Below are 25,109 nucleotides of genomic sequence, written 5' to 3'. Positions count from 1 at the left end.
TTATGTATAGCATCTCAACTTAATAAATAATTATGCATGAAAAAAACACCATATAATGAGTTATTTCTCATTATATGGTGTCATCAAACGAAATTATTGAGCCATTCTTTGGCGTAAAACCATTTGTAAAATACCGCCATGACGATAGTAGTCCATTTCAACTTCACTATCGAAACGAACAACGACATTAAACTTAGTTTCTTTTCCTTCTTCGTCTGTAGCAACTACTTCAACTGTATCATTTGGTTTAACTGATTCATCAATTTTAATATTAAGTGCTTCTTTACCTGTTAAACCTAGTTTTTCAGCACTTTGCCCTTTTTCAAATACTAAAGGAAGCACACCCATCATTACAAGGTTTGAACGGTGGATTCTTTCATAACTTTCTGCAATTACTGCTTTAACCCCTAATAAATTGGATCCTTTTGCAGCCCAGTCACGAGAAGATCCCATACCATAATCTTTTCCACCAAGAATGACTAAACCAGTATCTTCTTCTTTATATTTCATCGCCGCATCATAAATAGGCATAATTTCACCTGATGGCCAGTAAGTTGTATATCCACCTTCTGTACCAGGAGCAATTTTGTTTCTAATACGGATGTTTGCGAATGTACCGCGCATCATCACTTCATGGTTTCCTCGACGAGAACCATATGAGTTAAAGTAACGTGGAGTTACTCCTTTTTCTTGTAGATACTTTCCTGCTGGCATATCTTTCGCAATTGCTCCTGCAGGGGAAATATGGTCTGTTGTAATCGAATCACCGAAATATCCAAGTACACGTAAGTTATTTAATGGATCGATTGTTCCAGCCTCTTTTGATAAACCTTCAAAGAATGGTGGGTTCTGAATGTATGTCGATTCGTCTGACCATTCGTATAACGGTTCATCTGTCGTTTCAATTGCATTCCATTTATCATTTGACTCGAATAAATTATCATATTCGGAGCGGAAGATTTCTGGATTTACTACATCATTTACTACTGCTTTAATATCATCCATTGATGGCCAGATATCTTTTAGGTAAATATCATTGCCGTCTTTGTCTTTTCCGATTGGATCCTTATTCAAATCAGTATCAACCGTTCCAGCTAGTGCGTATGCTACAACTAGTGGTGGTGATGCTAAATAATTCGCTTTAGTTAGAGGGTGAATTCTACCTTCAAAGTTACGGTTACCGGAAAGTACAGATGCAACAGTTAGATCAGTATCTATAATAGCTTTTTCAATTTCTTCACGTAATGGACCAGAGTTACCGATACATGTTGTACATCCATAACCAACAGTGTTAAATCCTAAATGATCTAAATATTTAGATAAACCAGAATCATCCAAGTAGCGAGTAACTACAGTAGAACCAGGCGCTAATGATGTTTTTACATAAGCTGGGACATTAAGTCCTTTTTCAACAGCATTTTTCGCCAATAACCCTGCACCTAACATAACGTATGGGTTAGATGTGTTTGTACATGAAGTTATTGCAGCAATTGTAACAGCTCCAGCTTTCATCACGGATGTTTCGCCGTTAGGGTGCTTTACAACAGCTTCTTTATCGAATTCAGATTTATCTAATCCAAAGCCTTGGTTACCATTTGGAGCTGTAACTGCTTTTCTAAATTCTTTTTGCATATCTGTTAATGGAATTCTGTCTTGTGGACGTTTAGGTCCTGCAAGGTTTGGTACCAATTTAGATAGGTCAATTTCAACGACTTCTGTATATTCTGGGTCACCGTCTTCCGATGAGTACCATAAGTTATTTTCTTTACAGTATTTTTCAACTAATGCAATTTTCTCTTCGTCGCGTCCAGTTAAACGTAAGTAGTTTAATGATTCTTCATCAATTGGGAAGAAACCACATGTTGCACCGTATTCTGGAGCCATGTTAGAAATTGTTGCCCGATCTGCTAAAGGCATATCCTTTAATCCAGGTCCGAAATACTCAACAAACTTACCAACTACATTTTTATTACGTAGTGTTTCCGTTACTGTTAGCGCTAAGTCCGTTGCAGTTGTACCTTCAGGGAAACTACCGGTGAACTTAACCCCAATTACTTCAGGAGATGGGAAATAAGATGGTTGACCAAGCATTCCTGCTTCAGCTTCAATTCCACCTACACCCCAACCTAGTACACCAAGACCGTTAACCATCGGTGTGTGGGAATCCGTTCCTACTAATGTATCAGGGAAAGAATCATAACTGCCTTCTTCATTTTGATTCGCGTGAACAACATCAGCTAAATATTCCAAGTTAACTTGGTGAACAATACCTGTAGCTGGTGGTACCGCACGATAGTTTTTAAATGCTTTCTGTGCCCAATGTAAGAACTGGTAACGTTCAGCATTTCTTTCAAATTCTAATTCCATATTTGCTTGTAAAGCATTTTCAGAACCATATTGGTCTACTTGTACAGAGTGGTCAATTACTAGATCAACAGGAACTTCTGGGTTAATTTTGTCAGGATCTCCACCCATATCAACCATAGCTTTACGTAAAGATGCTAAGTCAACAACTGCAGGTACACCTGTGAAGTCTTGTAAAATAACACGGGATGGTTTAAAAGGAACGTCTGTGTTTGCCCCTTTTTTTGTTCCCCAATTTGCAAGCCCCTCTACATGTTCATCTTTAATTACTCTTCCGTCGTATTGGCGAATAACTGATTCTAACAATACACGAATGGAGAATGGTAGGCGCTTTACATTACCTAATTTTGCATCTTCAATTGCTTTTAAATCATAGTAATTATACTTTTTGCCATTTAGTTCAAAACTTTTCTTTGAACGAAACGCTTGTTTATTACTCATAAACTATTATGCCCCTTTCCTACATCAATAAAAGATTACTATTTTTGCGAACATAAATAGTAATCTAAAGGGAGTTACACATACCCTTTTCAATAATAGTTTATACGAAAGAGGGTTAGAAAACAAATGTTTAGGAAGATTATAGATATATTAATAACTTATTTGAATGGATAAAAAAATCTTATATTAAAAGTGGTATCGTAAAAGAAAAAGTTATTTATCATTTATTGATGGAAGGAAAATAGTAAATGTCGTCCCTTTGTCCTGACTAGATGTTACATTTAACATCCCTTGATGTATATCAAGAATATGGTGAGTAATTACTAATCCAAGACCTGTTCCATCTTGTTTAGTAGTAAAAAAAGGATTTTTAATTTGTTCAAGCATGTCATCTGGAACTCCTTGACCTTCATCTGATATATCAATGGCTACATAATTATTTTCCATTCGGGATCGAATCGTAATATTCCCTTCATTTTGCATCGCTTCTGCACCGTTTTTAATTAAATTTATTAAGACTTGTTTGATTTGAGATGCATTACAATTAGTTGTAAAATCTTCTTCCAAATCTAGTTTAAAATGTACGTTTCTCATATTAGTTTGGGTACTCATAATAAATAATACGTCATCGATCATCTTGTTAACGTGTTCCGTTCTTTTTTTACTTTTGAATGGTTTTGCCATATGAAGCAGTTCGGACGTAATTTTCTCTAACTTTTCTATTTCCCCTATCATTACTTTATAATATTCTTCTTTTTGTTGAACACCCGCCTGTACTAATTGCAGAAATCCTTTTAAGGATGTCAGCGGATTACGGATTTCGTGAACTAAACCAGCTGATAATTGTCCTGCAAGTATTAATTTTTCTGAATCTAGCAAGACTTGTTTTAATTCATTGATATAAGTAATATTCTTTAATTTACATATATAATAACATTCTCCTTCAATGGCAAGCTTATCAACAATTCCGTTAAAAAAGTAAGGTTTCCTTTGACTGGAATGTAAGACGATGTTTGGTATGTGCAGTTGGTCATTCCCTTCTTTAAAATGATTTTGTATCAATGTGACCTGCTCTTTAGGCATAAGACTAGTCCATTGCTTACCTATTACGTCACTTACACGCTTGACAAAATATTGTTCAATTAGTTGGGAAACGTAAATGATTTCATTCTTCTTATTCCAAATCACAACAATTGAATCTTTGTCGTTTGCATAGTACCAATTCATTATCTCAGTTGGAAACATCATGTTATGTGTTTCATATTGCTCTAATACATCTGAATCACTAACCATTTTTCCACATCCCCTTACCATAAGCTTTAGAAAATAACATATATCTCTATCTCTATGTTTAGTTGCTTGTATGTATGACTATTAATGTCTATAATTGTAATAACGATGGAGAATTATCTATTTCTCTGGATTATTTTCGTGAATATTGGAAGTATTCAAAATAAATCATATTATATTTTTATATTACCATTCAGATTAAAAAAATGAAATGGTAATCTTCATATTTGTTACATTTTTTAACAATTATTATGTAAAAGGAAGATAAAGATGGGAATCATAATGGATTACTTTATTATTTTTTGGGGCTTCTTATTAATTACCCTTCTAGGCATAGGAGGATTTTTCATGTTTCGCAAGTTTTTAAAACAGCTACCAAAAGAAGATGGCAAATCGGAAATGGATTGGCAACGTTACTATATTGAAAAAACAAAACATATGTGGAAAGAGGATGAAATTAAGTTACTTAACGAATTCGTTTCTCCTGTTCCGGAAATATTCAGGGATGTTGCTAAACAAACTATAGCAAGTAAAATTGGTGAACTTGCCTTAGCTAGAAATAAAAAAGAAATTACACAAGAACTACTAATCGAAGGCTATATTATTGGTACACCTAAAAGAGATCATCGTTTTCTAAGGCGTAAACTTCGTGAGAAAAATATCGACGTTAAGCCCTATGAGCAATTCTTTTCTTTATCCAGAAAAGATTATCGTGATGAATGGAAGTCAAGATATAATAAAAACATACGCTAAAAGCCGCGTATGTTTTTAATTTTTTAATTGATTTTTTAATTGGTTATATTTAAATAGCATTGTAAGTCGCCATGATACGATCATTGCAAAGGCAAGTAAAAAAAACATCCCACTTGTTTCTCCAAATGAAATTGTACCTCCAATAATAATTTTAAATACAGTTCTTACGATTAATAAGCTGAATAATATTATAATAAATGCTTTAGATGGTATTAAATAGATTTGGTTATCTCTAATTTCGAATTTTGTCGTTTTTATTAGAAATATAGAGAAAAATAAACCTACAATACACGCTTCTACTATTTCTATTGGTACTATTCTAAACTCAGGAATCAGGTACATTAGAGCTCCACTACTCATAAAAATAGGAGGTAAAATGATTTTTTTTGTAGTAGTTGGCTTTTTGGCTGCCTTTAAACGTATAAAAATCATTGCAATGGCCATGCCAATTGCACCCACCGAACTTGCTAGTAAAAATAACGGATTATCAAATAATGAAAAGGGCACTTGATGATTCAACTCCTATGATGACGACTTAAATAGATGTATGTATGATTTGATGAACAGTTTCCATCACTCTTTGTTCATCAAAAGGTTTAACAATAAAATCTTTTGCACCTAGTTCTATCGCCTCAACTACGAGCTTTTGTTGCCCCATCGCTGAACACATAATAACGTTAGCAGTCGGATCAAAGCTAAGAATTTCTTTTAAGGCTTGAAGACCGTCCATTACCGGCATAGTAATATCTAATGTAACAAGGTCTGGCGATGTTTTTTTATATAAATCTACACCTTCCACTCCATTTTCGGCCATACCGACTATTGAAAAATTGTTCTTTTGAAATAAATTTGATAATGTCATGCGCATAAATTTGGCATCATCAATTATAAGTACTTTTGCCACAACATTTCCCCCGAATCATTAATAATGTTGCTCATGACTGATCTCGAGCAATAGTAAGAATAATCGTCATCGTTGTCCCGAATACTGTAAAATAAACACCTAAATCAAATAACATTGCTGTAGCAAGTTCAATTTCCCCAATGAATGGTAAATGAAACACTCCGAATGTTTGTGTTAAGAAAGGAACATTAAATAAGAGAGCACCTAACCCTGTAAGTGTCGCGATTAAAAGTCCTAGCGGGATAAAAAATATAAAGTCCACTGGAATAATCTTTCGAACAGTTTTTTCGCCATATGCCATATACATTAATAAGATTGCCGCAGATGTTGTAAGACCGCCAACGAATCCCCCACCCGGAGAATTATGTCCTGCAAGTAATAAATATACAGCAAATCCTAGTAAGATAAATGTTATTAAGGATGCTGTGGAACGAAGTATTAGATCATTTGGTTTGTACATAGTGTAACCCCTTTTATTTAAAACTTATTACCACCATTGTATGCTATTTTCTTCCTGAAATAAAGAAAGTTATTAAAATCCATAAAATCCAGTCCATTCAGCAAGTAATGAGGTTAATTTTGTCATCCAATTAAAAAATAAAGCAACACCAAAGATGATCATAATATACCCCCCTATTTTTACCAACTTCATACTATGTTTTTTAATGAAGTTTAACTTACCTATAAAGAAAGAGAGTATAATAAACGGTATTGCAAAACCAAGAACATAACTTATCATTAAAACCATTGCTTGATCCGGGTTTGTTGCTGCCATAGTAATTACAATCATTAAAATCGGGCCTGTACAAGGTGTCCATCCCATTGAAAAAGCCATCCCGATAATAAATGAACCGAGATACCCTGCAGGTCTATTTTTAAATGTGATTTTCTTGTCTTTCATTAAAAACTCAAAGTTTAGTAAACCTACAATTACAAGACCAAAAAATATAATTAGTATAGCGCCAATTTGCCGGATAATATCTTGATACATCATAAAGAAATCGGCGATGTATGATGTACTAAATCCGATCATAATGAATACACTGGAAAAACCGAGCAAGAATAGAATTGTATGTAACATACTTTTTTTCGTAAGCATTTTATTATCATCATTTATTTCACTTACACTCATTCCAGTAATATAAGATAGAAAGGCTGGAAACAAAGGTAAAACACAAGGTGATATAAATGATAAAAATCCAGCTCCAAATGCTAAAAAGATATTAACTTCAGACATTGTCATCCTCCTTAACCTCTTCTACCATAATTGTAACAGATAAAATGGCAAAAGAATGTAGTTGCTTTTGACAGTTATCCGAACCTTTTTGGATGTTTTTCGTAAGAAATAGTGATAAACATTTCCCGGGTAACCGCACGATTCTGCAATTTTTTTGTTTCAGATGACTAAGTTTGTCGATGAAACATAGATTCTCAATAAACAACTTTTAATGTTATTGCTGTTCCATATATTCTAAATGTCTTTTTTGCTTTTTACGGTACACAATCGTTGATAAGTAAATACTTATTTCATACAAAATAAATAATGGGATCGCAACAGCTAATTGCAAAATAACGTCAGGAGGTGTAACTAATGCTCCGACAATTAGAAGTATGAAGTATGCATATTTTCTTGTTTTACGAAGAAATGCAGGTGTGATGACTCCTAAACTTGTTAAAAACATTATTATAATCGGTATTTCAAATAATATTGCAAACGGAATCGTAATTCTTAAAAGAAACCTGAAATATTTCTCAACGGTAAATAATTCATTAAACATTCCATCATTTAGTGATAATAGGAAAGGTAGTATTAGTTTGATAAACATTAAATATCCAAAAACGAGTCCTATGACAAATAATAAAAAAATAGCTGGAATGTAGGATAAAGATGCTTTACGTTCCGGTTTTGTCAGACCGGGTTTAATAAATAACCAAATTTGCAAGCTTAATATTGGTAATGTTGCAACAATTGCTATTAACCCTGCAATCGTAAAATAAATCCAAATAATATCCCCTGGACTTGTAACTGTTAATTTAAAATCAATATCATTTTCAAAAAAGGAATAAATATCTTTAATAAAGATAAAACCGATTATAAAAAATGCGATAAAAAATAATCCAGTTACGATGAGTCGATTTCTTAGTTCCGACAAATGTCCTACTATATTCATTTCTTTTTCTTGATTAGTACTAGACATTGTCTCCACTCCCTATCTTTACTCTAAGTATTGTTACTGATATAAAAAAGATGTAAGGTTTATTCCTTACACCTATTGATTATTATGCATTTATAGTATGCCATTTTCAGGTCAATTTAAGCCCTTATTATTGTTTACTATTGTTTTCTTTTGAGTCTTTCGCTGTTTCAGTTTCCTCGTCTCCGATAATACCTTTTGTTGCATTTTTAAATTCACGTAACGAATTTCCAGCTGCCTTCCCTATTTCAGGTAATTTAGACGGTCCAAAAATAAGTAATGCTACAACTAATATGAGAATTAAACTCGGTATCCCGATTTGTGCCATTATTTTTCACCCCATCGTGTAATTGTTTAAACAATACTATTCATTCAATCAGTTTTATTGTATAAAAAAGCTTAATAAACTAAAAGAGATTCAATGAAAAATACATAAATAATTCATAATTTATTATAGTAGAAGTGATTATATTAAACAACAAATACCTTTATATTGAATTGTTTCGAACATATTCAATAAAATAATAATCATAAGGATTAGACTCGTTTCTTTCTCCCTTTACCTTTGAAATTTCCTTCCATTGCTTAAGAGAGATTTCTGGGAAAAACACATCTCCTTTAAATGATTCATCGATTAACGTAACATATAGACGATCTGCATAAGGGAGTAATTGCTTAAAAATGTTTCCTCCACCTATGACGAAAAATTCTTCATCAATGTTCTGTTTATTTAATTCAATAATTTGATCAATATCGTTTATTATTTCAACTTCTTTTGGTAAATTCACATTGCCTTGGGACAATACGATATGTTTTCTATTAGGTAATACTCTTCCAATAGATTCAAATGTTTTTCTTCCCATTATAATCGTATGACCTGTTGTAGTCTCTTTAAAAAACTTTAGATCATTTGGTAAATGCCAAGGCATTTTATTATTAAAACCAATTACATTATTTTTATCCATTGCTACTATAAAAGAAATCATTTTTACGTACTCTCCTTTTTATACTGCTACAGGCGCTTTAATAGCTGGATGTGGATCATAACCAATTATTTCAAAATCATTTATATCATAAGCAAATATTGATTCTTTTTCAGTATTAATCTTCAATGTAGGCAAAGATTTAGGATTACGACTTAATTGTAATTTTACTTGTTCAACATGGTTAGCATAAATATGTACATCTCCAAATGTATGTACAAACTCTCCTACTTCTAATTGGCATTCTTTTGCAATTAAGTGAGTTAATAATGCATAACTAGCAATATTAAATGGAACACCAAGAAATACGTCGGCACTTCGTTGATAAAGTTGACAAGATAGAGCACCATCATCTACATAAAACTGGAATAATGTATGACATGGTGGTAGTGCCATATTTGGGATATCTTCAGGATTCCATGCCGATACAAGTAAACGTCTAGAATCAGGGTTTGTTTTAATCAATTCAATTACATCTTTAATTTGATCAATCGTTTCGCCTGTAGATGTCTTCCAGTGCCTCCACTGTTTCCCATATACAAATCCCAAGTCACCATAGTTTTGCGCAAACTGGTCATCCGTCAATATCTTATTCTTAAAAATATCCATCTGTTTTTCATATTCCATTTTAAAATCTTCATCTTTTAGACTTCTGTTTCCGAAGTCATCCATATTAGGGCCCTTATAATTATCGCTTTCCACCCATTTTTTAAATGCCCACTCATTCCATATATTATTATTATGTTGTAATAAATAACGTATATTCGTATCGCCTTTCAAAAACCAAAGCAATTCACTGGCAATTAATCGAAAAGGGACATGTTTTGTCGTTAATAGTGGAAAACCTTCTTTTAAATCAAACCTTATTTGTTTACCAAAAAGGGAATAGGTTCCTGTATTCGTTCGGTCGTTTTTAAAACAACCTTTTTCTAAAATTTCTTCACATAATTGTAAATAGGCTTGTTCATTTTTCATTTGATTTTCTCCTCATAAAAATATTTACTCGAAAAAAATGATAGTAAGATTTTTATTGTACCATATAAAAGATTTTTGTAACACAAACGTAAAGTATGATTACTAAAAATACTTCATATGAATTAACATAAAGCACCCTTAGAAAGGAGTATTTTGTATGCGAACTAAAACAGTTGAAAAAGTAATGAAGAATTCAATTGTTTGCGGGTATGCGATCACTCAGCCATTTGCATTTTATATAGATGCACAACCCATAATACAAGATAAACTCTTAACAGAAGCAGATGGTCTCGCCTATGGTGAAAATAGTAAAATTGTTCGTAATTTACAATACAAATTAACAAAGTTAGGTCATTATGATGATGGTATAGATGGAGTATACGGATTATTGACGGAACATGCAATAAAAGGATTTCAATCATCCCATGAAATTACAGTAACAGGAGCTGCAGATAAGCAAACGATGGAAGCGCTGATTATGGCTGAAAGGCAATCGGAAATCGATGAAATAGCTGAATTAGCACGTACAATTAACTATGATTCTACATATGAAGAAGTAAGAGCAGTGCAGGAGGTTCTTTTTTATTATGGCTATTATACTGGGACCGTAGATGGATTATACGGTCCATTGACAGAAGATGCAGTTAATCAAATTATAAACTTAAACTTGTTATCTCCTCCGCCCACTGATTCGGAAGTTTCCGAGCAGGTTGACAATGAATTGGCAGAACAAATCGCACCAAGCAAAGACAGCCAACTACAAAAAGACGAGGATATAGTCCAATTAAATGTTAATCATGATAACAGTTCTGTTATTCAAGTAGCAAAGTCATATATGGGCACCCCTTATGTTTGGGGAGGCACAACACCGAATGGATTTGATTGTAGCGGTTTTATCCAATTTGTTTATAAACAAAACGATATTATGATCCCGCGTACAGTAAATGAAATTTGGAACTTCTCAACAAATGTTGAATCACCCTCTATTGGCGATTTAGTGTTTTTTGAAACGTATCAGCCTGGACCTTCCCATTTAGGAATCTATTTAGGAAATGGTGATTTTATTCATGCTGGTAGCAGTAATGGTGTGCAAATAAGTAATTTAAGTGATTCCTATTGGTCACCTCGTTACTTAGGAGCAAAAAGGATAAAATAATAAATTGAAATCCATATTAGATGTTGTAGCGCTTGACTCCCTTCATAAAAACCGATATATTGGAAACAAGCAAAGAAGATGTATGGAATCATTAGGAAAGTAGCTTCACATGAAGGTACGTAGTGATCCCACCTTCTACGTGAAGTTACTTTTTTCGTTTTCACTATTTTCTTTGTATTAACACGGTTTTCGTGAAAGAATTTAGGAGGATTGGCTACATGCAAAACGGAGTAGTAAAATGGTTTAATGCAGAAAAAGGTTACGGCTTTATTCAATTGGAAGAAGGAGACGATGTATTCGTACATTACTCTGCTATCCAAGAAGAAGGATTTAAATCTTTAGAAGAAGGTCAAGAAGTAACATTTGAAATTGTTGAAGGCGAACGTGGACCACAAGCGGCGAACGTTACTAAAAACTAACATATTAAAATTTGGAGGCTCCTTTATAGGAAGCCTCCTTTTCATTTGATTTGAAATTACGGTGCTCAGCGTCCTAATGCTCTATCTTCACTCGGAATTCTAATGGAAAGTAACAAGATGTGTAAGATTGGGAATAGTATTGCTGTTTTATACGCGCCAAACATTGCTGGAATGACCAACAATTCAATAAATACTATGACATAATTAGGGTGTTTTATATACTTATATGGCCCTTTTTTTATGTGAATAACCTTCGGCAAAACGATAATTTTTGTATTCCAAAACTTCCCAAGCGATACTATGCACCAGATTCTCCCTATTTGTGCTAATAGGAAAATAAGAAAAAAGTAAATATTAAAAGCATAATTATTTTGCCAATACAGCAGTTGAACTTCCCAAATTAAACAAACAAAAAAAGCCATATGAAGTAGAATAAATAATTTGTAATGTTCTTTTCCTAGTTCAACTCCTCCCCGCTCTCTCATCCACAACTCATTTTTATTCGCAATATATAACTCTGTAAGCCTTTGTCCAATAATAAACAAGATAATTAGATAAAAATAAATCATAGATCCACCCACTCTAATAAGATTAATTCGGAACTAAACCCAGGACCGAGTGCACTTAGTATTCCCAAATCTTCCGAAAATGATCTATTTTGTGATTGTAATATCCATCTTTTTAATACGTAAATGACAGTTGATGAGGACATATTTCCGTGATTTTTTAATACATCGTAAGAAAATCTTAAAAGTTCACGATCAATTGCAAGGGCATGTTCCATTTCTTCTAATACTTTCCTACCACCCGGATGTGCTACGATGGAAGAAATATCTTCCATTTTTCTCCCTGTCTGTTTTAAGAAACGATGTACATGTTCTTTCCAAATTGTTTTTACTAACTTAGGAATTCGTTTTGAAAAAATAACTTCCAATCCATTTGATGTAACATTCCATCCCATTACATCTGTACTGTTCTTTTGTGTAAATGAGCTCGTTTCCTTAATAGTTAATCTTTTCTTTGGCAAAAAAGATTGCAATGGAGACTTCGAGCCAATTAATAAAGTGGCGGCAACACCATCCCCGAATAAGGCCGTTCCAACAATATTACTCGTTGATACATCTTTTTTTTGAAACGTAAGACTGCATAATTCACAACAAACGACAAGAGCTGATTTAGTAGGATGTAGTCGAATCCATTCAGATGCCCTTGCTAACCCCATTGCCCCTCCGGCACATCCTAATCCCCACATTGGTATGCGAACTATATCTTCTCTAAATGGCCGTTCATTTAATAAGTAAGCATCTAACGAAGGCGTAACAATTCCAGTACTTGATACAAATAAAATCATATCAATATCGTTGTAAGAAACAGGTTTATTTAATAGAGTTTTATTTTTTAAACAGTTGTCAATAGCCTCGATACACAGATTTTTTGCGTAGTTAAAATAGTATTGATTTGCCGTAGCAAATGAATGTTCATGCTTTATCCACTCTTCATCAACTACAAACTGCCTTTGCTCTATATTTGCGTTATCAAATACCGGTAGTAATCTATGTAACTTTTTCGTATTAAATATATTTTTGACTAAATGTTTGACTTCGTTTTGTCGTAAATTATTTGATGGTATTCCTAAACCGATCGATCCTATATACACCATTTTCTCACCTTTTTTTTGTTTAGTTTATGAATTATGTAACGTTTTATCCACGAGATCGTCATATTTTATTCACATACTTTTCTAACATAAAGGTTAGTAAATTCGATGGAAATTGAAGCCAAATAGGTTATTGAATAAATTGTGAAACGTTGTCATATAGGCTTTTTCGGCTATTATTTTTGTGTATGATGAATATAAGCAGATCGATTAATTAACCGATTTGCTTTGAAGAATATGATTAATTTATTTTGATGAATTTTTTACGAAAGGAGCGATAAACATGGCAAAGCCTGTCGAAAAAGAGCAACAAGTCGAACAACATGATAATTATGATTTACGGGGAACTTTATTTTCAGTAATTATATTAGCTGCAATTATTTTAATTTCTTGGTTAGGTGTTTGGTACTTATTTATTAGTCGATAAATCACGTATTTAGAAAGGAAGAAATCGTATGAACATGCACAAGTATGAAAAAATTTGGCTTTATCTCGGTTCTGCTACATTATTGTTCTTTTTAATTGTTGTTGGAGTTAGTGCTTTTTACATGGGAAATCAACCTCCTAGTTGCGCGGTTACTTTAGACCCGGAAAAAGTACGGGACCATGAACTATTTAAAGAACCGGGATTAAAACAAATTGGAGAAAATGAATATCAATTAACGATCGTTGCATCTGCTTTTAATTATGATGTGGGAACAGATGATAAGGTTATTGAAGTTCCCAAAGGGGCAACTGTTCATATCTCTTCAACAACGACCGATGTTATTCACGGATTTGAAATTGCAGGAACAAATGTAAATATGATGTTAGAGCCAGGTTATATAAGTACATTAACAAACACATTTAAAAATGCAGGCACATATACCCTTGTTTGTAATGAATATTGTGGTGTAGGTCACCATATGATGGCTGCAACGATTGAGGTGGTAGAATAATGAACTCATTAAAAAGTTTATCAAATAAAGACGCAAAACTTGTAATGGCTCATATGTATGTTGCTTTTATTGCGTTATTCGTCGGGGCAACATGTGGTCTGTTACAAACTTTAGAACGATCAGGAAAATTCACCTTACCTGCTGGAATCGGTTATTATCAGATATTAACTGTTCATGGTGTTGTACTAGGTCTTGTATTAACTACATTCTTCATTTTAGGATTTATGTTAGCTGCTCAAAGTAAAACAACAGGCGGATTTAATAAAACAGAAAGAACGATCTCTTGGATTGGATTTTGGATGATGTTAGTTGGAACGTTATCCGCAGCTACAATGATTCTTTTAAATGAAGCAACTGTATTGTTTACTTTTTACGCTCCATTACAAGCACATGTTTTATTTTATATTGGTTTAGCTTTAGTCATTGTAGGAACATGGTTTGATGGATTTGTAATGTTCAAGCGTCATGCTCGTTTTAAGAAAGAAAATCCTGGAGAAAGAACTCCTTTACTTAGCTTTATGGCTGTCGTTACGATGCTTATGTGGCAAATTGCTTCCATTGGTGTAGCGATCACAGTTGTATTCCAAATGATTCCATGGGCGCTCGGATGGGTTGAAACAATCGATGTATTATTAAGCCGGACATTATTCTGGTATTTCGGTCACCCACTCGTTTATTTCTGGCTCTTACCCGCCTACATGATGTGGTATGCTATTATGCCAAAAATCATCGGTGGTAAAATTTTCTCAGATTCACTTGCACGATTTACGTTTATATTATTGTTATTCTTTTCAATCCCAGTCGGATTCCACCATCAGTTAACTGAGCCTGGTATTGATCCTTTCTGGAAGTTTCTCCAAGTAATCCTGACAATGATTGTAGTTATTCCATCCATGATGACTGCATTTTCTATGTTTGCTACATTTGAATCTAGAGGTCGCGAACTTGGAGCAAAAGGATTATTCGGTTGGTTAAAGAAAATGCCTTGGAAAGATGCTCGCTTCCTTGCACCATTTATCGGAATGTTATTTTTCATTCCTGGTGGAGCAGGCGGTATCATTAATGCTTCTAACCAGATGAACCAAGTCGTTCATAACACGATATGGGTTACAGGGCATTTTCACTTAACGGTTGCAACAACTGTAATGCTTACATTTTTTGGGATAACATATTGGCTTGTTCCTTCTATTACAGGAAGAAAATACACGAAAACTATGAATAAATTAGCGATAGCTCAAACGATTTTTTGGACAGTCGGTATGACAATCATGTCTACGGCTATGCATTGGCAAGGTTTACTAGGTGGTCCTCGCCGTTCTGCTTACTCAGAATATGCTGGAAATGCCGATACTGCTGCATGGGGTAGCTATCAGATTGCACAAGCTGTTGGTGGGTCAATTCTTTTCATTGGAATGATCATCATGATTATTATTTTTATCAATCTTGCATTCTTTGCTCCAAAAGGTCAAGAAGAATTCCCGATTGCTGTTGTCAGCAATCAAGCAGAAAAGACGCCAAAAGTATTCGAAAATTGGCCGTTATGGATTGGAATTACTATTGCTCTAGTATTATTTGCATATACAATCCCACTTATCGACATTATACAAAGTGCCCCTCCGGGAGCAAAAGGGTATAAGCTCTGGTAAGGTTTAAATGTACTAGAACTCACAAAAATTAGAGAGGGGTTCTCCCCTCTCTTTATTTGGAGGTTATATAAATGAAAAAATTTTACATTGCATTTATTAGTATTCTTATTGTAGGAATTGCTGCTGGTGTTTTTTACTTACAAGTTTATCGTCCTGGTACTGCAGAACTTCCAAAAGACGTTGTAATGGAAACTGCTTTTGGTGAAGATTATAATTTTGCTGATATGCCAAAACGTGCACGATTAATTGAATTTATGTATACACAATGTCCTGATGTATGTCCGGTCACAACACTAGAAATGGCAAAATTAAAACATGAACTTGAAGAGGAAGGCGTATTTGGTGATGAAATTGAATTTATAACGATTACTATTGATCCAAAACGAGATACGCAAGATGTGATCAAGGAATATGCGGGAAGGTTTGAAGTTAATTCTTCAGACGATGGATGGATTTTCCTCACAGGTAGTGAAGAAGCTACAAAGGAAATTGCTGATGCTTTAGGTTTCTTGTACAGAGATCCAGGTTCAGGAGAAATTGTACATTCTACTTATGCTTATTTTATGGATGAGAACGATAATTTATTAGAAAAATTCACAATGGGCGAATCATTTGATCGCGAAAGAGCTTATAATCGAATTATGAGAACTATAAATTAAAAAGAACGAGGCTGGGACATCACTAGCCTCAAAATGATAAATACGGTTGTATTTATCAATAAAAGATAAACACAACCGTTTTTTCTCATATTTATATGAAAATGCCTCATTTTCATTGTTAATGACAGAGTGTTTTCTAATATTTACTACCATGTTATGCACCTTGGATTTTCCTCGTAAAGACATACGAGTGAAACCCAAATTAGCTTTCAACAATCAAAAATACCGGCTCCACATCTATTTTACATTTTCCAAAGATTTCACCTGTTTCTTCGTTTGAAAGCTTCTCTCTCACATATTTATTTTGATATTCCTATTATTCATTATAAAATATTTTCTGTTTTTCCCTTTTGCTGCCTATGTATATAAGGAACTTAATGTACATTCTGAACAGTTTTCGCTTTCATAGACTTTAAATATCTTTTAAAGCCATATTTATCTGTTCGGTTAAATCGTATATATAAAATAATCATTGATTATTTGGACAGATAAACGAATATGTTGTTTTCTCGTATTCCTAGTTCGCAGTTTTAAATGGATCATTTATAAAGGTATTTAGCTAAGTTTTCTCCCAGGCTCTTTTTATTAGCTAATTTTTAAGATTGGTTTAATTACTTCACCATTTTTTGAGTCTTCAAACGCATCATTAATTTGATCAAACGGATAGAACTTAACTAATTTATCGAATGGAAACAATCCTTGTTTGTAGTAATCGACCAACTCTGGGATAAATAGCTGTGGTACTGCATCTCCTTCGATAACACCTACCATTGTTTTACCCTCTGCCATAAGATCTTCATGGACATTTAATTCCATATTAGGAGTAAATCCAACAATAGCCAATACGCCAAGTGGGCGCAATGCCTGCAGTGCTTGGCGGACAACAAATGGTACTCCTGTTGTATCAATACCATAATGAGCTCCACCATTTGTAATTTCTTTAATCTTTGCGACAACATCCTCATGTTTACTGTTAATCGTATGGGTTGCACCAAGTTCTTTCGCGATCTCAAGGCGATTGTCATGAATATCCACAGCGATAATATGTTTACATTCTGTTATGTTTGCAGCCATTACAGCACTTAAACCAACTGCCCCGGTACCATAAATTACGATGGTACTTCCAAATTTAGGTTTTAACTTATTTAAAACAGTTCCGCTTCCAGTTTGGATTCCACATCCTAATGGTCCAAGTAACGCGAGATCCACATCTTTATCCACTTTTACGACGTTTCTTTCATTTGCTACAGCATATGTTCCGAAAGAGGACTGTCCAAAAAAAGTAGATAGTTCTTGATCGCCTTGATAGAGGCGGTGGGTACCATCTGCCATAATTCCACCAAAGTTTAATGTTGTAGTATGTACGCAAACTGTTGGGTGTCCAGTTAAACAGTTTTCACAATGCCCACAAGAGGCAAATGAAAGAACAACATGATCTCCGGGTTCAACTGTTTTTACACCTTCACCCACTTTTTCAACAATACCTGAACCTTCATGGCCCAGTACGAGAGGATATGGTGTTGTCGCCTCATCACGGGCAACTGCATCCGTATGGCATACACCCGAAGCGACAATTTTAATTAAAACTTCGTTCGCTGTGGGTCCTTGTAATTCCACTTCTTCGATCTGAAAATCTTCTTTTTGGCCATGGGTTACGGCTGCTTTAATCTTCATCTGATATCATCTCCTAAGAATGTAGTTGCACCAATATAATTGTAAGCCTAGAGTACGGTTATCCACTTTAATAGTCGGTGCTTTTTTGTGTGCCATTGAATCCTTTCTAGTTATCCCACGATGTAAGATGAATATTCCTAAATTAGCAAAAGATGCACTATTTTTATTAATTATTAGCAGAATAATTGATTGTTTTATAACCGAATAAAAAAAGGAATCCAGTATCTACTGAATTCCTTTATTGGTATCTAGCTGAGTTTTTGTCCACGTTCTTTATTTATTTTTTCCAAAATATTGATAATATGTTGTTTCAATAAAGCCGTTAAATAGTTTCCTCTTTTTTGTCGCTTCTTTTCCATACACTTTTTCAAAATTTTTAAAAGAAGTTAAAATATATATGTTCCACGTTTCGTGGTATTGCATTAGTTCTCCTAACGTCTTATATAGATTTGTTACATAGTTTTCGTCTTTTATCCGTTCTCCATAAGGCGGATTCCCAACTAAATAACCATTGTCTTGCTTAATTGACAAATCACTGAGTTGCATTTGTTTCCATGTAATTAAGTCCCCTAGGCCTGCTTCCAGTGCATTATTTTTACTGATTCCGATCATTTTATGGTCAATATCAGAACCAACTATTTCTAATGGTTGATCGTAATTTGCTAAATCTTCTGCTTCTTCAAATGCTTTTTCCCATAATTTATCCTTAATAAAATTCCACTGTTCAGATGCAAATTCCCGATTAAAACCAGGTGCGATATTTTGTCCAATTAAGGCTGCCTCAATTGGAATGGTTCCAGATCCGCAGAAAGGATCGATTAAAAGTTTATCTGGGTTCCAATTCGTTAATGAAATTAAAGCAGCAGCGAGCGTCTCGCGTAATGGTGCATCTCCTTGGCCGATGCGATATCCCCGTTTATGTAATCCAGGTCCAGTTGTATCTATTGTTAAAGTTGCAATATCTTTTAAAAGAGCTACCTCTACTTTGTATAATGGGCCGGTTTCTGGCATTTTATGAGCAATTCCATGTTTTAATTTCAATCGATCCACGATCGCTTTTTTTGTAATTGCTTGACAGTCAGAAACACTAAATAATGTTGATTTATGTGATTTACCAGTCACTGGAAAAGCTCCATCCTCCGGAATAAACCTTTCCCAAGGAAGTGCCTTTACTGCCTCAAACAGTTCATCAAATGTTTTTACCTTAAACTCTCCAACGACTAACTTTACACGATCAGCAACCCGTAACCACAGATTACATCGTGGAATTGCTGATAAAGGAGCTTGAAACGTTATCTTTCCATTATCAACTGTCGGGTTATATCCCAAGTTTCTTACTTCATTTGCAACAATAGATTCTAACCCCATTGCACTCGTTGCAATTAACGTTACTTGTTGTGTCATAAAATATTCCTTTCTACAGTTCATTTCATATTGACTAAAATAAAAAACCTACTAGCAGCTTATCTTTTACTGATAGATAGGTTCTCTAAACAACATATTTAGACCTTCCTGAATACTTTGTAAGCCATGTTCTGTTCCGTTGTACTGCAAACGGTGGTCAGCCTTGTACTTCGGTTGTAATCATTTATCTACAAGATAAACTTGTCCCTCTTTTCGTTCCTTTTTCCTACTAGGAGGATGCCCCTACCATTGTTTGGGTTGCTCACTCATGGGGTTTACCCGTTCCACTTCAGAATGTTTCCATTCGTTTTCGTCACTGTGGCACTTTCAAGGCTTTATTCCATATCTATACAGACTATAGGAATAAACTCCTGCCGTTAACCTAGTTTAGGTTACCTTGACTTATGACTTCATCAAGCATGAACACTACAAACATCTCAGTCTGTGTGAGCATGGACTTTCCTCTACGCAAAAATGCGCAGCGATTACACAAGTATTCATTTAATAGTATAACACAAGTTTACAATTTAATATACAGGAAATTATCCTTCTTTTTCATTTAATTTTTGTCCAAAAACTGCTTTTTCTAAATTTGATAACCGTTTTAGAACATCATAATTTGCTTGTGGTTGTGTAGTTTGCCGGCGAGTTACTGGCTGCTGATGGTCAGAGCTCTTTTTAAAACGCTCATTCTCTTGTCGAAGTCGTTCAATTTCTGCATTTAAAGCTTCGTAATCTTGAATGATAATATCTAAAAATTCGTCTACATCCTCTTCATTATATCCTCGCATCGATTTTTTAAATTCTTTTTCTAATATATCGTTCACACTTAGTTGAACTCTATTTACCGTCATAAAATCACCTCAATAATTTTGTAGGCCTTATTCTCATCCAAACTGCTCGTCTACTAGTCATTTTATTATTATATCTTAAAAATTATGCAAAGTGTCTTTCTATTATTATATCATTAAAAAAGAAAGCTTAAAACAAAGCTTCCTTTAAATCTTCATTTCAATTCTTATTTTCTTGTAATGAAAATGAATAAGGCAATAAATCTTTAACGGTTGTCTCCATTATATTACCTTGTAAATCTGATAAATATATTTGGGCATCGCTTGTGAAAAACTCTGTCATAACTTGACGGCATGCCCCGCAAGGACTTACAGGACCTTCTGTATCGGCTATTACTGCCATGGAGATCAGTTCTATTTCACCTTCAGATATTGCTTTAAATATGGCAGTTCTTTCCGCACAACATGCAAGAGAGAAAGAAGAATTTTCAATATTGCATCCTGAATACACTTTTCCTGACTTTGTAAGTAAAGCGGCACCCACTTTAAAGTTTGAATAAGGGACATATGCATTCTCCAGTGCCTCTTTAGCTGTAAGAATTAGCTTATTTTTCATGTTCAAACTCCTTTATTAACTGATGAAATATGTAACGGCAAGATTTATTCATTTCCATATATCTCCTCTTCCTGACATCTTTATAATAACTATGTAACATTAGAGCTTCCATATTTTCTTTTGTAGAATTGATTTGTTGAGGATGTAATAAATTTGATTTATTCTTTATAAAGATTAATGCAATTTTTTCCCATTCTTCGAGAGCTAAAAAATATGGTTCTGTCTCTTGTTTTACAAAAGTAAAAAATGTTTTATCGTCGCTAGGTTTCTTTCCTTGTTCAAATTCAGTTAGTAATTTATCTAAATAGTTATTTAATTGTTTTGTTAATATTTGAAGATGTTCCATCACTTGCTATCTCCATCCACTATTTTAAGTATTAATATGATTCTGCATTAATGATTGGTTAATAAATTTTTCAGAATAAGCAATTAATTTTGAACGGTCATCATACATATTATATATTTCTCTTCTAACCATTAAACCATATTTAATATCGATTTGTCTAAATTTAATCATTAAATTGGAAATCTCTCTTTCTAACTCTTTATCCGAATAAAGTGGCTTTTCTACTTGAAACTTCCGTAACTGAACAGCTTCCATATTCGACCACCGAACCTTTCTTTTATAGTATTACTAACATGTATTCGGCATTGCCCTACCCTATCCTTTCTATCCGACATAACTGGTTAATAAAATGCAAAATATTTGAAATTCCATACATTAGATTACTTTGTCGAAAATGTGTCCGAATATATTGCAACGATATTATTTAATAGTTAATTAAGTTTTAAGTTTGTTTCTAAACTTTTTTTTCAGTTATAATAAATATGGATACGTACTATAACTTTTTATTGAAAACTGGTATTATTATATGGCGGGCAGGAGGGATTTAATGAAATATCCTGGCGGGATTAGAAAGCAGGCTAATTTCAATAAACAACCTTCTTTGAATGTAGCAAATACGTATAGCAATCGTGGGATGAGTCTTGAGGAAGATATTAATGCTACAAATGAATATTATCTAGAATTAAATAAGGCAATTATTCATAAAAAACCAACACCGATTCAGATTGTTAAAGTCCACTATCCCAAAAGAAGTGCTGCAGTTATTACAGAAGGTTATTTTCAAGCTAAATCAACAACCGATTATAATGGTGTCTATAATGGAAAATATATTGACTTTGAGGCAAAAGAAACGAAAAATAAAACTCTGTTTCCATTGGCGAATATACATGAACATCAATTTAGGCATATGGAATCTATCCTCAATCATGGAGGAATTAGTTTCGGAATCATTCGATTTACAACACATAATGAAACATATTTCATTAAATCAGAAATATTATTATTATATTGGAAACAAATGTTAAAAGACGGACCTAAATCTATCCCTTATTCCATTTTTCAAAAAGAGGGTTGGTTGATCCCGTTTAAGTATCAGGCGAGAGTTGATTATTTAGAGATTATCGATCGGCTCTATTTTTAGAATGGAGGAAGTTTGAATGGCTACAAGTAATTCAAGAACAGCAAGAAGAAGAAAACAACAAAAAACTAAAAAGCCTTTATGGAAAAAAATAGCCACATCTTTATTGCTTATTATTTTGGTGATCGGATTAGCAGGAATGATTGTATTCGCGTATTTTATTGCAACATCTCCAAAACTCGATCCGGAGAAATTGGATGTCCCCTATTCTTCACAATTTTACAATAAAGATGGAGAGCCGTTTGCAGATATAGGTGCTGAAAATAGAATTAAAGTTCGATATGATGACTTACCAGAAGTATTGATCGATGCGGTTACTGCGACTGAAGATGCACGCTTTTTTGAACATAAAGGGATTGACTTACGAAGAATCGCTGGTGCAGTCAAAGCGAATATTCAACATGGTTTCGGATCTGAGGGAGCTAGTACCATTACGCAGCAAGTTGTAGAAAATATGTTTTTAACTCCTGAAAAATCAATTAAATTAAAAGTACAAGAACAATGGTTAGCTTTACAATTAGAACGTCAATATTCTAAGGAACAGATCTTGGAGATGTATCTAAATAAAATATTTTATGGTAGTAATGCATATGGGGTTGCAAAAGCAGCCGAAATTTATTTTGGTATTGAAGATTTACAAGATCTATCTTTAACTCAAGCGGCAATGTTAGCTGGTTTACCACAACGGCCTACTGCATATAATCCTTTTGAAAATCCTGATTTAATGCAGGAACGTGTAGATACAGTTTTAAAATTAATGGTTCGTCACGGGAAAATAACCCAGGAAGAAGCAGATGAAGCGAGAAAAGTCGATGTGGCAAGCGTATTGACAGATAAAAAACCAAAATCATTTCCATATGACGCATTTATTCAACAAGTAGAAAGAGAATTAGATGAAAAATTAGATGGTGTAGATATTAACTCAGCAGGTTTAAAGATTTATACTACACTGGATACTAGTGTTCAAGACCATGTAGAGTTTTTATTAACAGATGGCGATTCAAATCCGATAAATTATCCAGATGATGAATTATTAGCAGGTATGGTCGTTGTAGATACAAAATCTGGCGCAATACGAGCAGTTGGCGGGAGTAGAAACCGAGAAACACCTTTCGGCTCTAACTACGCAATTGATGCTTATAGACAACCAGGTTCAACGATCAAACCAATTTTAGCCTTTGGACCTGCAATCGAATATGAAAAATGGTCAACTTATCATCAAATTAACGATGACAAACCATATGAAGCGGGTGGATCCAATCCAATCCGTAACTGGAATCGACAGTATCAGGGTTGGATGTCAGCACGCTATGCATTAGCTCAATCATTAAACGTTCCCGCAGTTAAAACATTCGAAGAAGTTGGTGCAGATCGTGCAAAAGAATTTGCAGAGGGCTTAGGGATAGACTTTGCCGACGAACAGTTAAATGTAAGAGATGTTATTGGAGGCACAAAAACAAATGTCTCCCCTCTCCAATTAGCTGGTGCATTTAGTGCTTTTGGAAATGAAGGAATTTATATACAACCACATGCAGTGACAAAAGTAGAATTTCCAGATGGATCAGTAGTGGATTTAAAACCAGAACCTGAAGCAGCCATGTCAGATTATACAGCATATATGGTTACAGACATGCTAAAATCTGTTCTTAGCAGTGGAACAGGTACACAAGCAAATATTCCTGGAATGCCTGTAGCTGGAAAGACTGGAACAACAAATATAGAAGGTAAATCTGGAGCAAATAACTCATGGTTTGCTGGATATACGACAAACTATTCCATTGCCATTTGGACTGGATATGAAGAAAATAACCGAATAATCGAGAATACTAAAATTCCGCATGAACTTTTTAAAAATACGATGACGGAAATTTCAAAAGATATTGAGACACCGGACTTCACTAAACCGGAATCTGTTGTAGAGGTTGCAGTTGAAAAAGGATCAAACCCACCTGCATTGCCAAGCGATCATACGCCAAAAGAAAACATTGTAACCGAACTATTTGTTAAAGGAACTGAGCCAAAAACAGTATCTGAAAAATTTGATCAACTTGATCCTGTAAGTAATCTTTCAGCAGTTTACAGTGAGGATAAGCAAGCAATTGACGTTTCATGGGATTATAGTAAAGATGAAGAAAGTAACATATCTTTCGAAGTAGCTTATAAAGTCGGGGATGGTGACTTTAAACAGCTAACGACAACAAATGATTTAGCAGTAAGTATCACAGAACCTGAATCAGGTGAATCATACACAATTCAAGTAACTGCAATTGATAATGATAACAACATGAAAAGTGAACCGAAATCTACTTCAGTCACAGTATCGGGTGGAGAAGATGAAGACGACGACTCTGACGGTGAAGACTTACCTGCAGTAGATGGATTAAATGCAAGTTATAATTCTGCAAATAATTCAATTAAAGCATCATGGCAATATAATGGCCCGCCAGCTCAATTTGAAGTAGATATTAATGGACAAAAGCAGACAGTCCAATCGAATAATGTTCAAATTAATGGTGCTTCACCTGGAACAACTTATACTATAACCGTTACGCCAATAGCTGATGGGGCTCGAGGAGAATCGAGAAGTACGAGTATAACAGTTGAAGGAAATAAAGAAGATAATTCTGGAAATAATGACGAGCAAGAGAACAACGGAGGCAACGAGGATAACGAAGGCAATAGAGAAGAAGAAAATGACAACGAGGATAATTCTGATGAATAAATAAAGTATTCTCTGCTTATGAATAATTAAAATGGTTT

The 25,109-nt window shown here is 34.1% G+C and carries 27 protein-coding genes and 1 other RNA gene; 9 read left to right on the top strand and 19 right to left on the bottom strand.

Going from position 1 to position 25,109, the window contains the following annotated elements; translation table 11 throughout:
* Positions 1 to 93 precede the first annotated feature (93 nt).
* Complete coding sequence (gene acnA, locus SPD48_RS03710) at positions 94 to 2,805, bottom strand: aconitate hydratase AcnA (RefSeq protein ID WP_336256719.1); 2,712 nt, start codon at positions 2,803 to 2,805, stop codon at positions 94 to 96.
* 213 nt (positions 2,806 to 3,018) lie between these two features.
* Positions 3,019 to 4,098, bottom strand: a complete 1,080-nt coding sequence (locus SPD48_RS03705) for an ATP-binding protein (RefSeq protein ID WP_336256718.1) — start codon at positions 4,096 to 4,098, stop codon at positions 3,019 to 3,021.
* Positions 4,099 to 4,365: 267 nt separating this feature from the next.
* On the opposite strand from SPD48_RS03705, the gene SPD48_RS03700 reads away from it, so the two are divergent.
* A complete protein-coding gene (locus SPD48_RS03700; protein ID WP_336256717.1) occupies positions 4,366 to 4,848 on the top strand; it encodes a DUF2621 family protein in 483 nt (160 codons plus the stop codon).
* 15 nt (positions 4,849 to 4,863) lie between these two features.
* On the opposite strand, the gene SPD48_RS03695 is transcribed toward SPD48_RS03700, so the two are convergent.
* The 8 genes from SPD48_RS03695 to SPD48_RS03660 all read right to left on the bottom strand — a co-directional run bounded on the left by SPD48_RS03695 (position 4,864) and on the right by SPD48_RS03660 (position 9,905).
* Complete coding sequence (locus tag SPD48_RS03695; RefSeq protein WP_336256716.1) at positions 4,864 to 5,355, bottom strand: CcdC family protein; 492 nt, start codon at positions 5,353 to 5,355, stop codon at positions 4,864 to 4,866.
* A gap of 28 nt (positions 5,356 to 5,383) precedes the next feature.
* The gene (locus SPD48_RS03690; RefSeq protein ID WP_336256715.1) at positions 5,384 to 5,752 is read right to left on the bottom strand and encodes a response regulator; all 369 of its coding nucleotides are present in this window, start codon (positions 5,750 to 5,752) and stop codon (positions 5,384 to 5,386) included.
* A 31-nt stretch (positions 5,753 to 5,783) separates the two neighbouring features.
* Positions 5,784 to 6,212, bottom strand: coding sequence for a Na(+)/H(+) antiporter subunit B (locus tag SPD48_RS03685; RefSeq protein WP_336256714.1), 429 nt, complete (start codon positions 6,210 to 6,212; stop codon positions 5,784 to 5,786).
* Between the two features lie 72 nt (positions 6,213 to 6,284).
* Entirely contained in the window at positions 6,285 to 6,989 is a 705-nt protein-coding gene (locus tag SPD48_RS03680) for a cytochrome c biogenesis CcdA family protein (RefSeq protein WP_336256713.1), read from the bottom strand.
* Positions 6,990 to 7,203: 214 nt separating this feature from the next.
* On the bottom strand, positions 7,204 to 7,950 hold the full coding sequence (tatC, locus tag SPD48_RS03675) for a twin-arginine translocase subunit TatC (protein ID WP_336256712.1): 747 nt from the start codon (positions 7,948 to 7,950) through the stop codon (positions 7,204 to 7,206).
* Between the two features lie 127 nt (positions 7,951 to 8,077).
* Positions 8,078 to 8,278, bottom strand: a complete 201-nt coding sequence (gene tatA, locus SPD48_RS03670) for a twin-arginine translocase TatA/TatE family subunit (protein ID WP_336257004.1) — start codon at positions 8,276 to 8,278, stop codon at positions 8,078 to 8,080.
* Between the two features lie 157 nt (positions 8,279 to 8,435).
* Positions 8,436 to 8,933: a dihydrofolate reductase gene (locus tag SPD48_RS03665; RefSeq protein ID WP_336256711.1), complete on the bottom strand. Its 498-nt coding sequence runs from the start codon at positions 8,931 to 8,933 to the stop codon at positions 8,436 to 8,438.
* 18 nt (positions 8,934 to 8,951) lie between these two features.
* Entirely contained in the window at positions 8,952 to 9,905 is a 954-nt protein-coding gene (locus SPD48_RS03660) for a thymidylate synthase (protein ID WP_336256710.1), read from the bottom strand.
* A gap of 157 nt (positions 9,906 to 10,062) precedes the next feature.
* Between SPD48_RS03660 and SPD48_RS03655 the strand changes: the two genes are divergently transcribed.
* Both SPD48_RS03655 and SPD48_RS03650 read left to right on the top strand, forming a co-directional pair.
* Entirely contained in the window at positions 10,063 to 11,061 is a 999-nt protein-coding gene (locus tag SPD48_RS03655) for a C40 family peptidase (RefSeq protein ID WP_336256709.1), read from the top strand.
* Positions 11,062 to 11,279: 218 nt separating this feature from the next.
* A complete protein-coding gene (locus tag SPD48_RS03650; protein ID WP_336256708.1) occupies positions 11,280 to 11,480 on the top strand; it encodes a cold-shock protein in 201 nt (66 codons plus the stop codon).
* Between the two features lie 65 nt (positions 11,481 to 11,545).
* Here the strand turns inward: SPD48_RS03650 and SPD48_RS03645 are convergent, their stop codons facing one another.
* Together SPD48_RS03645 and SPD48_RS03640 are read right to left on the bottom strand one after the other, a co-directional pair.
* The gene (locus SPD48_RS03645; RefSeq protein WP_336256707.1) at positions 11,546 to 12,049 is read right to left on the bottom strand and encodes an isoprenylcysteine carboxyl methyltransferase family protein; all 504 of its coding nucleotides are present in this window, start codon (positions 12,047 to 12,049) and stop codon (positions 11,546 to 11,548) included.
* The gene (locus SPD48_RS03640; RefSeq protein ID WP_336256706.1) at positions 12,046 to 13,140 is read right to left on the bottom strand and encodes a type III polyketide synthase; all 1,095 of its coding nucleotides are present in this window, start codon (positions 13,138 to 13,140) and stop codon (positions 12,046 to 12,048) included. Before SPD48_RS03640 ends, SPD48_RS03645 begins: the two co-directional genes overlap by 4 nt.
* 280 nt (positions 13,141 to 13,420) lie before the next feature.
* Here SPD48_RS03640 and SPD48_RS03635 point away from each other — a divergent pair, with 280 nt between their 5' ends.
* From SPD48_RS03635 to SPD48_RS03620, 4 genes are all read left to right on the top strand, one after another.
* Positions 13,421 to 13,564, top strand: coding sequence for a cytochrome c oxidase subunit 2A (locus SPD48_RS03635; RefSeq protein WP_336256705.1), 144 nt, complete (start codon positions 13,421 to 13,423; stop codon positions 13,562 to 13,564).
* Positions 13,565 to 13,592: 28 nt separating this feature from the next.
* Positions 13,593 to 14,075 carry a cytochrome c oxidase subunit II gene (locus SPD48_RS03630; protein WP_336256704.1) on the top strand — a complete coding sequence of 161 codons (483 nt, stop codon included), beginning with the start codon at positions 13,593 to 13,595 and terminating at the stop codon, positions 14,073 to 14,075.
* The gene (locus SPD48_RS03625) at positions 14,075 to 15,721 is read left to right on the top strand and encodes a b(o/a)3-type cytochrome-c oxidase subunit 1 (RefSeq protein ID WP_336256703.1); all 1,647 of its coding nucleotides are present in this window, start codon (positions 14,075 to 14,077) and stop codon (positions 15,719 to 15,721) included. The genes SPD48_RS03630 and SPD48_RS03625 overlap by 1 nt, the downstream gene beginning before the upstream one ends.
* Positions 15,722 to 15,792: 71 nt before the next feature.
* Positions 15,793 to 16,380 carry an SCO family protein gene (locus SPD48_RS03620; protein WP_336256702.1) on the top strand — a complete coding sequence of 196 codons (588 nt, stop codon included), beginning with the start codon at positions 15,793 to 15,795 and terminating at the stop codon, positions 16,378 to 16,380.
* Between the two features lie 585 nt (positions 16,381 to 16,965).
* On the opposite strand, the gene SPD48_RS03615 is transcribed toward SPD48_RS03620, so the two are convergent.
* The 7 genes from SPD48_RS03615 to SPD48_RS03585 form a co-directional block, all read right to left on the bottom strand.
* Entirely contained in the window at positions 16,966 to 18,054 is a 1,089-nt protein-coding gene (locus SPD48_RS03615; protein WP_336256701.1) for an NAD(P)-dependent alcohol dehydrogenase, read from the bottom strand.
* Positions 18,055 to 18,327: 273 nt separating this feature from the next.
* On the bottom strand, positions 18,328 to 19,458 hold the full coding sequence (locus tag SPD48_RS03610) for a THUMP domain-containing class I SAM-dependent RNA methyltransferase (protein ID WP_336256700.1): 1,131 nt from the start codon (positions 19,456 to 19,458) through the stop codon (positions 18,328 to 18,330).
* A gap of 115 nt (positions 19,459 to 19,573) precedes the next feature.
* Positions 19,574 to 19,955, bottom strand: an RNA gene (rnpB, locus tag SPD48_RS03605) — RNase P RNA component class B.
* Positions 19,956 to 20,000: 45 nt separating this feature from the next.
* Positions 20,001 to 20,312: a cell division regulator GpsB gene (gene gpsB, locus SPD48_RS03600; RefSeq protein WP_336256699.1), complete on the bottom strand. Its 312-nt coding sequence runs from the start codon at positions 20,310 to 20,312 to the stop codon at positions 20,001 to 20,003.
* A 157-nt stretch (positions 20,313 to 20,469) separates the two neighbouring features.
* Positions 20,470 to 20,865, bottom strand: coding sequence for a cytidine deaminase (locus SPD48_RS03595; RefSeq protein ID WP_442962101.1), 396 nt, complete (start codon positions 20,863 to 20,865; stop codon positions 20,470 to 20,472).
* Positions 20,855 to 21,211, bottom strand: a complete 357-nt coding sequence (locus SPD48_RS03590) for a DUF1798 family protein (protein WP_336256697.1) — start codon at positions 21,209 to 21,211, stop codon at positions 20,855 to 20,857. Before SPD48_RS03590 ends, SPD48_RS03595 begins: the two co-directional genes overlap by 11 nt.
* 24 nt (positions 21,212 to 21,235) lie before the next feature.
* The gene (locus SPD48_RS03585) at positions 21,236 to 21,466 is read right to left on the bottom strand and encodes a hypothetical protein (protein WP_336256696.1); all 231 of its coding nucleotides are present in this window, start codon (positions 21,464 to 21,466) and stop codon (positions 21,236 to 21,238) included.
* 292 nt (positions 21,467 to 21,758) lie between these two features.
* Between SPD48_RS03585 and recU the strand changes: the two genes are divergently transcribed.
* Both recU and SPD48_RS03575 read left to right on the top strand, forming a co-directional pair.
* Positions 21,759 to 22,352, top strand: a complete 594-nt coding sequence (gene recU / locus SPD48_RS03580; RefSeq protein WP_336256695.1) for a Holliday junction resolvase RecU — start codon at positions 21,759 to 21,761, stop codon at positions 22,350 to 22,352.
* Positions 22,353 to 22,368: 16 nt separating this feature from the next.
* Positions 22,369 to 25,071, top strand: a complete 2,703-nt coding sequence (locus tag SPD48_RS03575) for a PBP1A family penicillin-binding protein (protein WP_336256694.1) — start codon at positions 22,369 to 22,371, stop codon at positions 25,069 to 25,071.
* Positions 25,072 to 25,109: the final 38 nt, after the last annotated feature.

The sequence above is a fragment of the Pseudogracilibacillus sp. SE30717A genome (assembly GCF_037071985.1).
Lineage (GTDB): Bacteria > Bacillota > Bacilli > Bacillales > Amphibacillaceae > Pseudogracilibacillus.
This window is presented reverse-complemented; position numbering and strand designations above follow the sequence as displayed.

Excerpts from the sequence above, each read along its gene's own strand:
- SPD48_RS03620 (WP_336256702.1), top strand. The coding sequence starts at position 15,793 with ATGAAAAAATTTTACATTGCATTTATTAGTATTCTTATTGTAGGAATT.
- SPD48_RS03635 (WP_336256705.1), top strand. The coding sequence starts at position 13,421 with ATGGCAAAGCCTGTCGAAAAAGAGCAACAAGTCGAACAACATGATAAT.
- SPD48_RS03595 (WP_442962101.1), bottom strand. The coding sequence starts at position 20,865 with ATGAAAAATAAGCTAATTCTTACAGCTAAAGAGGCACTGGAGAATGCA.
- SPD48_RS03655 (WP_336256709.1), top strand. The coding sequence starts at position 10,063 with ATGCGAACTAAAACAGTTGAAAAAGTAATGAAGAATTCAATTGTTTGC.
- SPD48_RS03585 (WP_336256696.1), bottom strand. The coding sequence starts at position 21,466 with ATGGAAGCTGTTCAGTTACGGAAGTTTCAAGTAGAAAAGCCACTTTAT.
- SPD48_RS03640 (WP_336256706.1), bottom strand. The coding sequence starts at position 13,140 with ATGGTGTATATAGGATCGATCGGTTTAGGAATACCATCAAATAATTTA.
- SPD48_RS03610 (WP_336256700.1), bottom strand. The coding sequence starts at position 19,458 with ATGACACAACAAGTAACGTTAATTGCAACGAGTGCAATGGGGTTAGAA.
- SPD48_RS03665 (WP_336256711.1), bottom strand. The coding sequence starts at position 8,933 with ATGATTTCTTTTATAGTAGCAATGGATAAAAATAATGTAATTGGTTTT.
- SPD48_RS03630 (WP_336256704.1), top strand. The coding sequence starts at position 13,593 with ATGAACATGCACAAGTATGAAAAAATTTGGCTTTATCTCGGTTCTGCT.
- SPD48_RS03650 (WP_336256708.1), top strand. The coding sequence starts at position 11,280 with ATGCAAAACGGAGTAGTAAAATGGTTTAATGCAGAAAAAGGTTACGGC.
- SPD48_RS03615 (WP_336256701.1), bottom strand. The coding sequence starts at position 18,054 with ATGAAGATTAAAGCAGCCGTAACCCATGGCCAAAAAGAAGATTTTCAG.
- SPD48_RS03685 (WP_336256714.1), bottom strand. The coding sequence starts at position 6,212 with ATGTACAAACCAAATGATCTAATACTTCGTTCCACAGCATCCTTAATA.
- recU (WP_336256695.1), top strand. The coding sequence starts at position 21,759 with ATGAAATATCCTGGCGGGATTAGAAAGCAGGCTAATTTCAATAAACAA.
- SPD48_RS03705 (WP_336256718.1), bottom strand. The coding sequence starts at position 4,098 with ATGGTTAGTGATTCAGATGTATTAGAGCAATATGAAACACATAACATG.
- acnA (WP_336256719.1), bottom strand. The coding sequence starts at position 2,805 with ATGAGTAATAAACAAGCGTTTCGTTCAAAGAAAAGTTTTGAACTAAAT.
- SPD48_RS03575 (WP_336256694.1), top strand. The coding sequence starts at position 22,369 with ATGGCTACAAGTAATTCAAGAACAGCAAGAAGAAGAAAACAACAAAAA.
- SPD48_RS03590 (WP_336256697.1), bottom strand. The coding sequence starts at position 21,211 with ATGGAACATCTTCAAATATTAACAAAACAATTAAATAACTATTTAGAT.
- SPD48_RS03645 (WP_336256707.1), bottom strand. The coding sequence starts at position 12,049 with ATGATTTATTTTTATCTAATTATCTTGTTTATTATTGGACAAAGGCTT.
- SPD48_RS03660 (WP_336256710.1), bottom strand. The coding sequence starts at position 9,905 with ATGAAAAATGAACAAGCCTATTTACAATTATGTGAAGAAATTTTAGAA.
- SPD48_RS03680 (WP_336256713.1), bottom strand. The coding sequence starts at position 6,989 with ATGTCTGAAGTTAATATCTTTTTAGCATTTGGAGCTGGATTTTTATCA.
- SPD48_RS03700 (WP_336256717.1), top strand. The coding sequence starts at position 4,366 with ATGGGAATCATAATGGATTACTTTATTATTTTTTGGGGCTTCTTATTA.
- SPD48_RS03625 (WP_336256703.1), top strand. The coding sequence starts at position 14,075 with ATGAACTCATTAAAAAGTTTATCAAATAAAGACGCAAAACTTGTAATG.
- gpsB (WP_336256699.1), bottom strand. The coding sequence starts at position 20,312 with ATGACGGTAAATAGAGTTCAACTAAGTGTGAACGATATATTAGAAAAA.
- tatC (WP_336256712.1), bottom strand. The coding sequence starts at position 7,950 with ATGTCTAGTACTAATCAAGAAAAAGAAATGAATATAGTAGGACATTTG.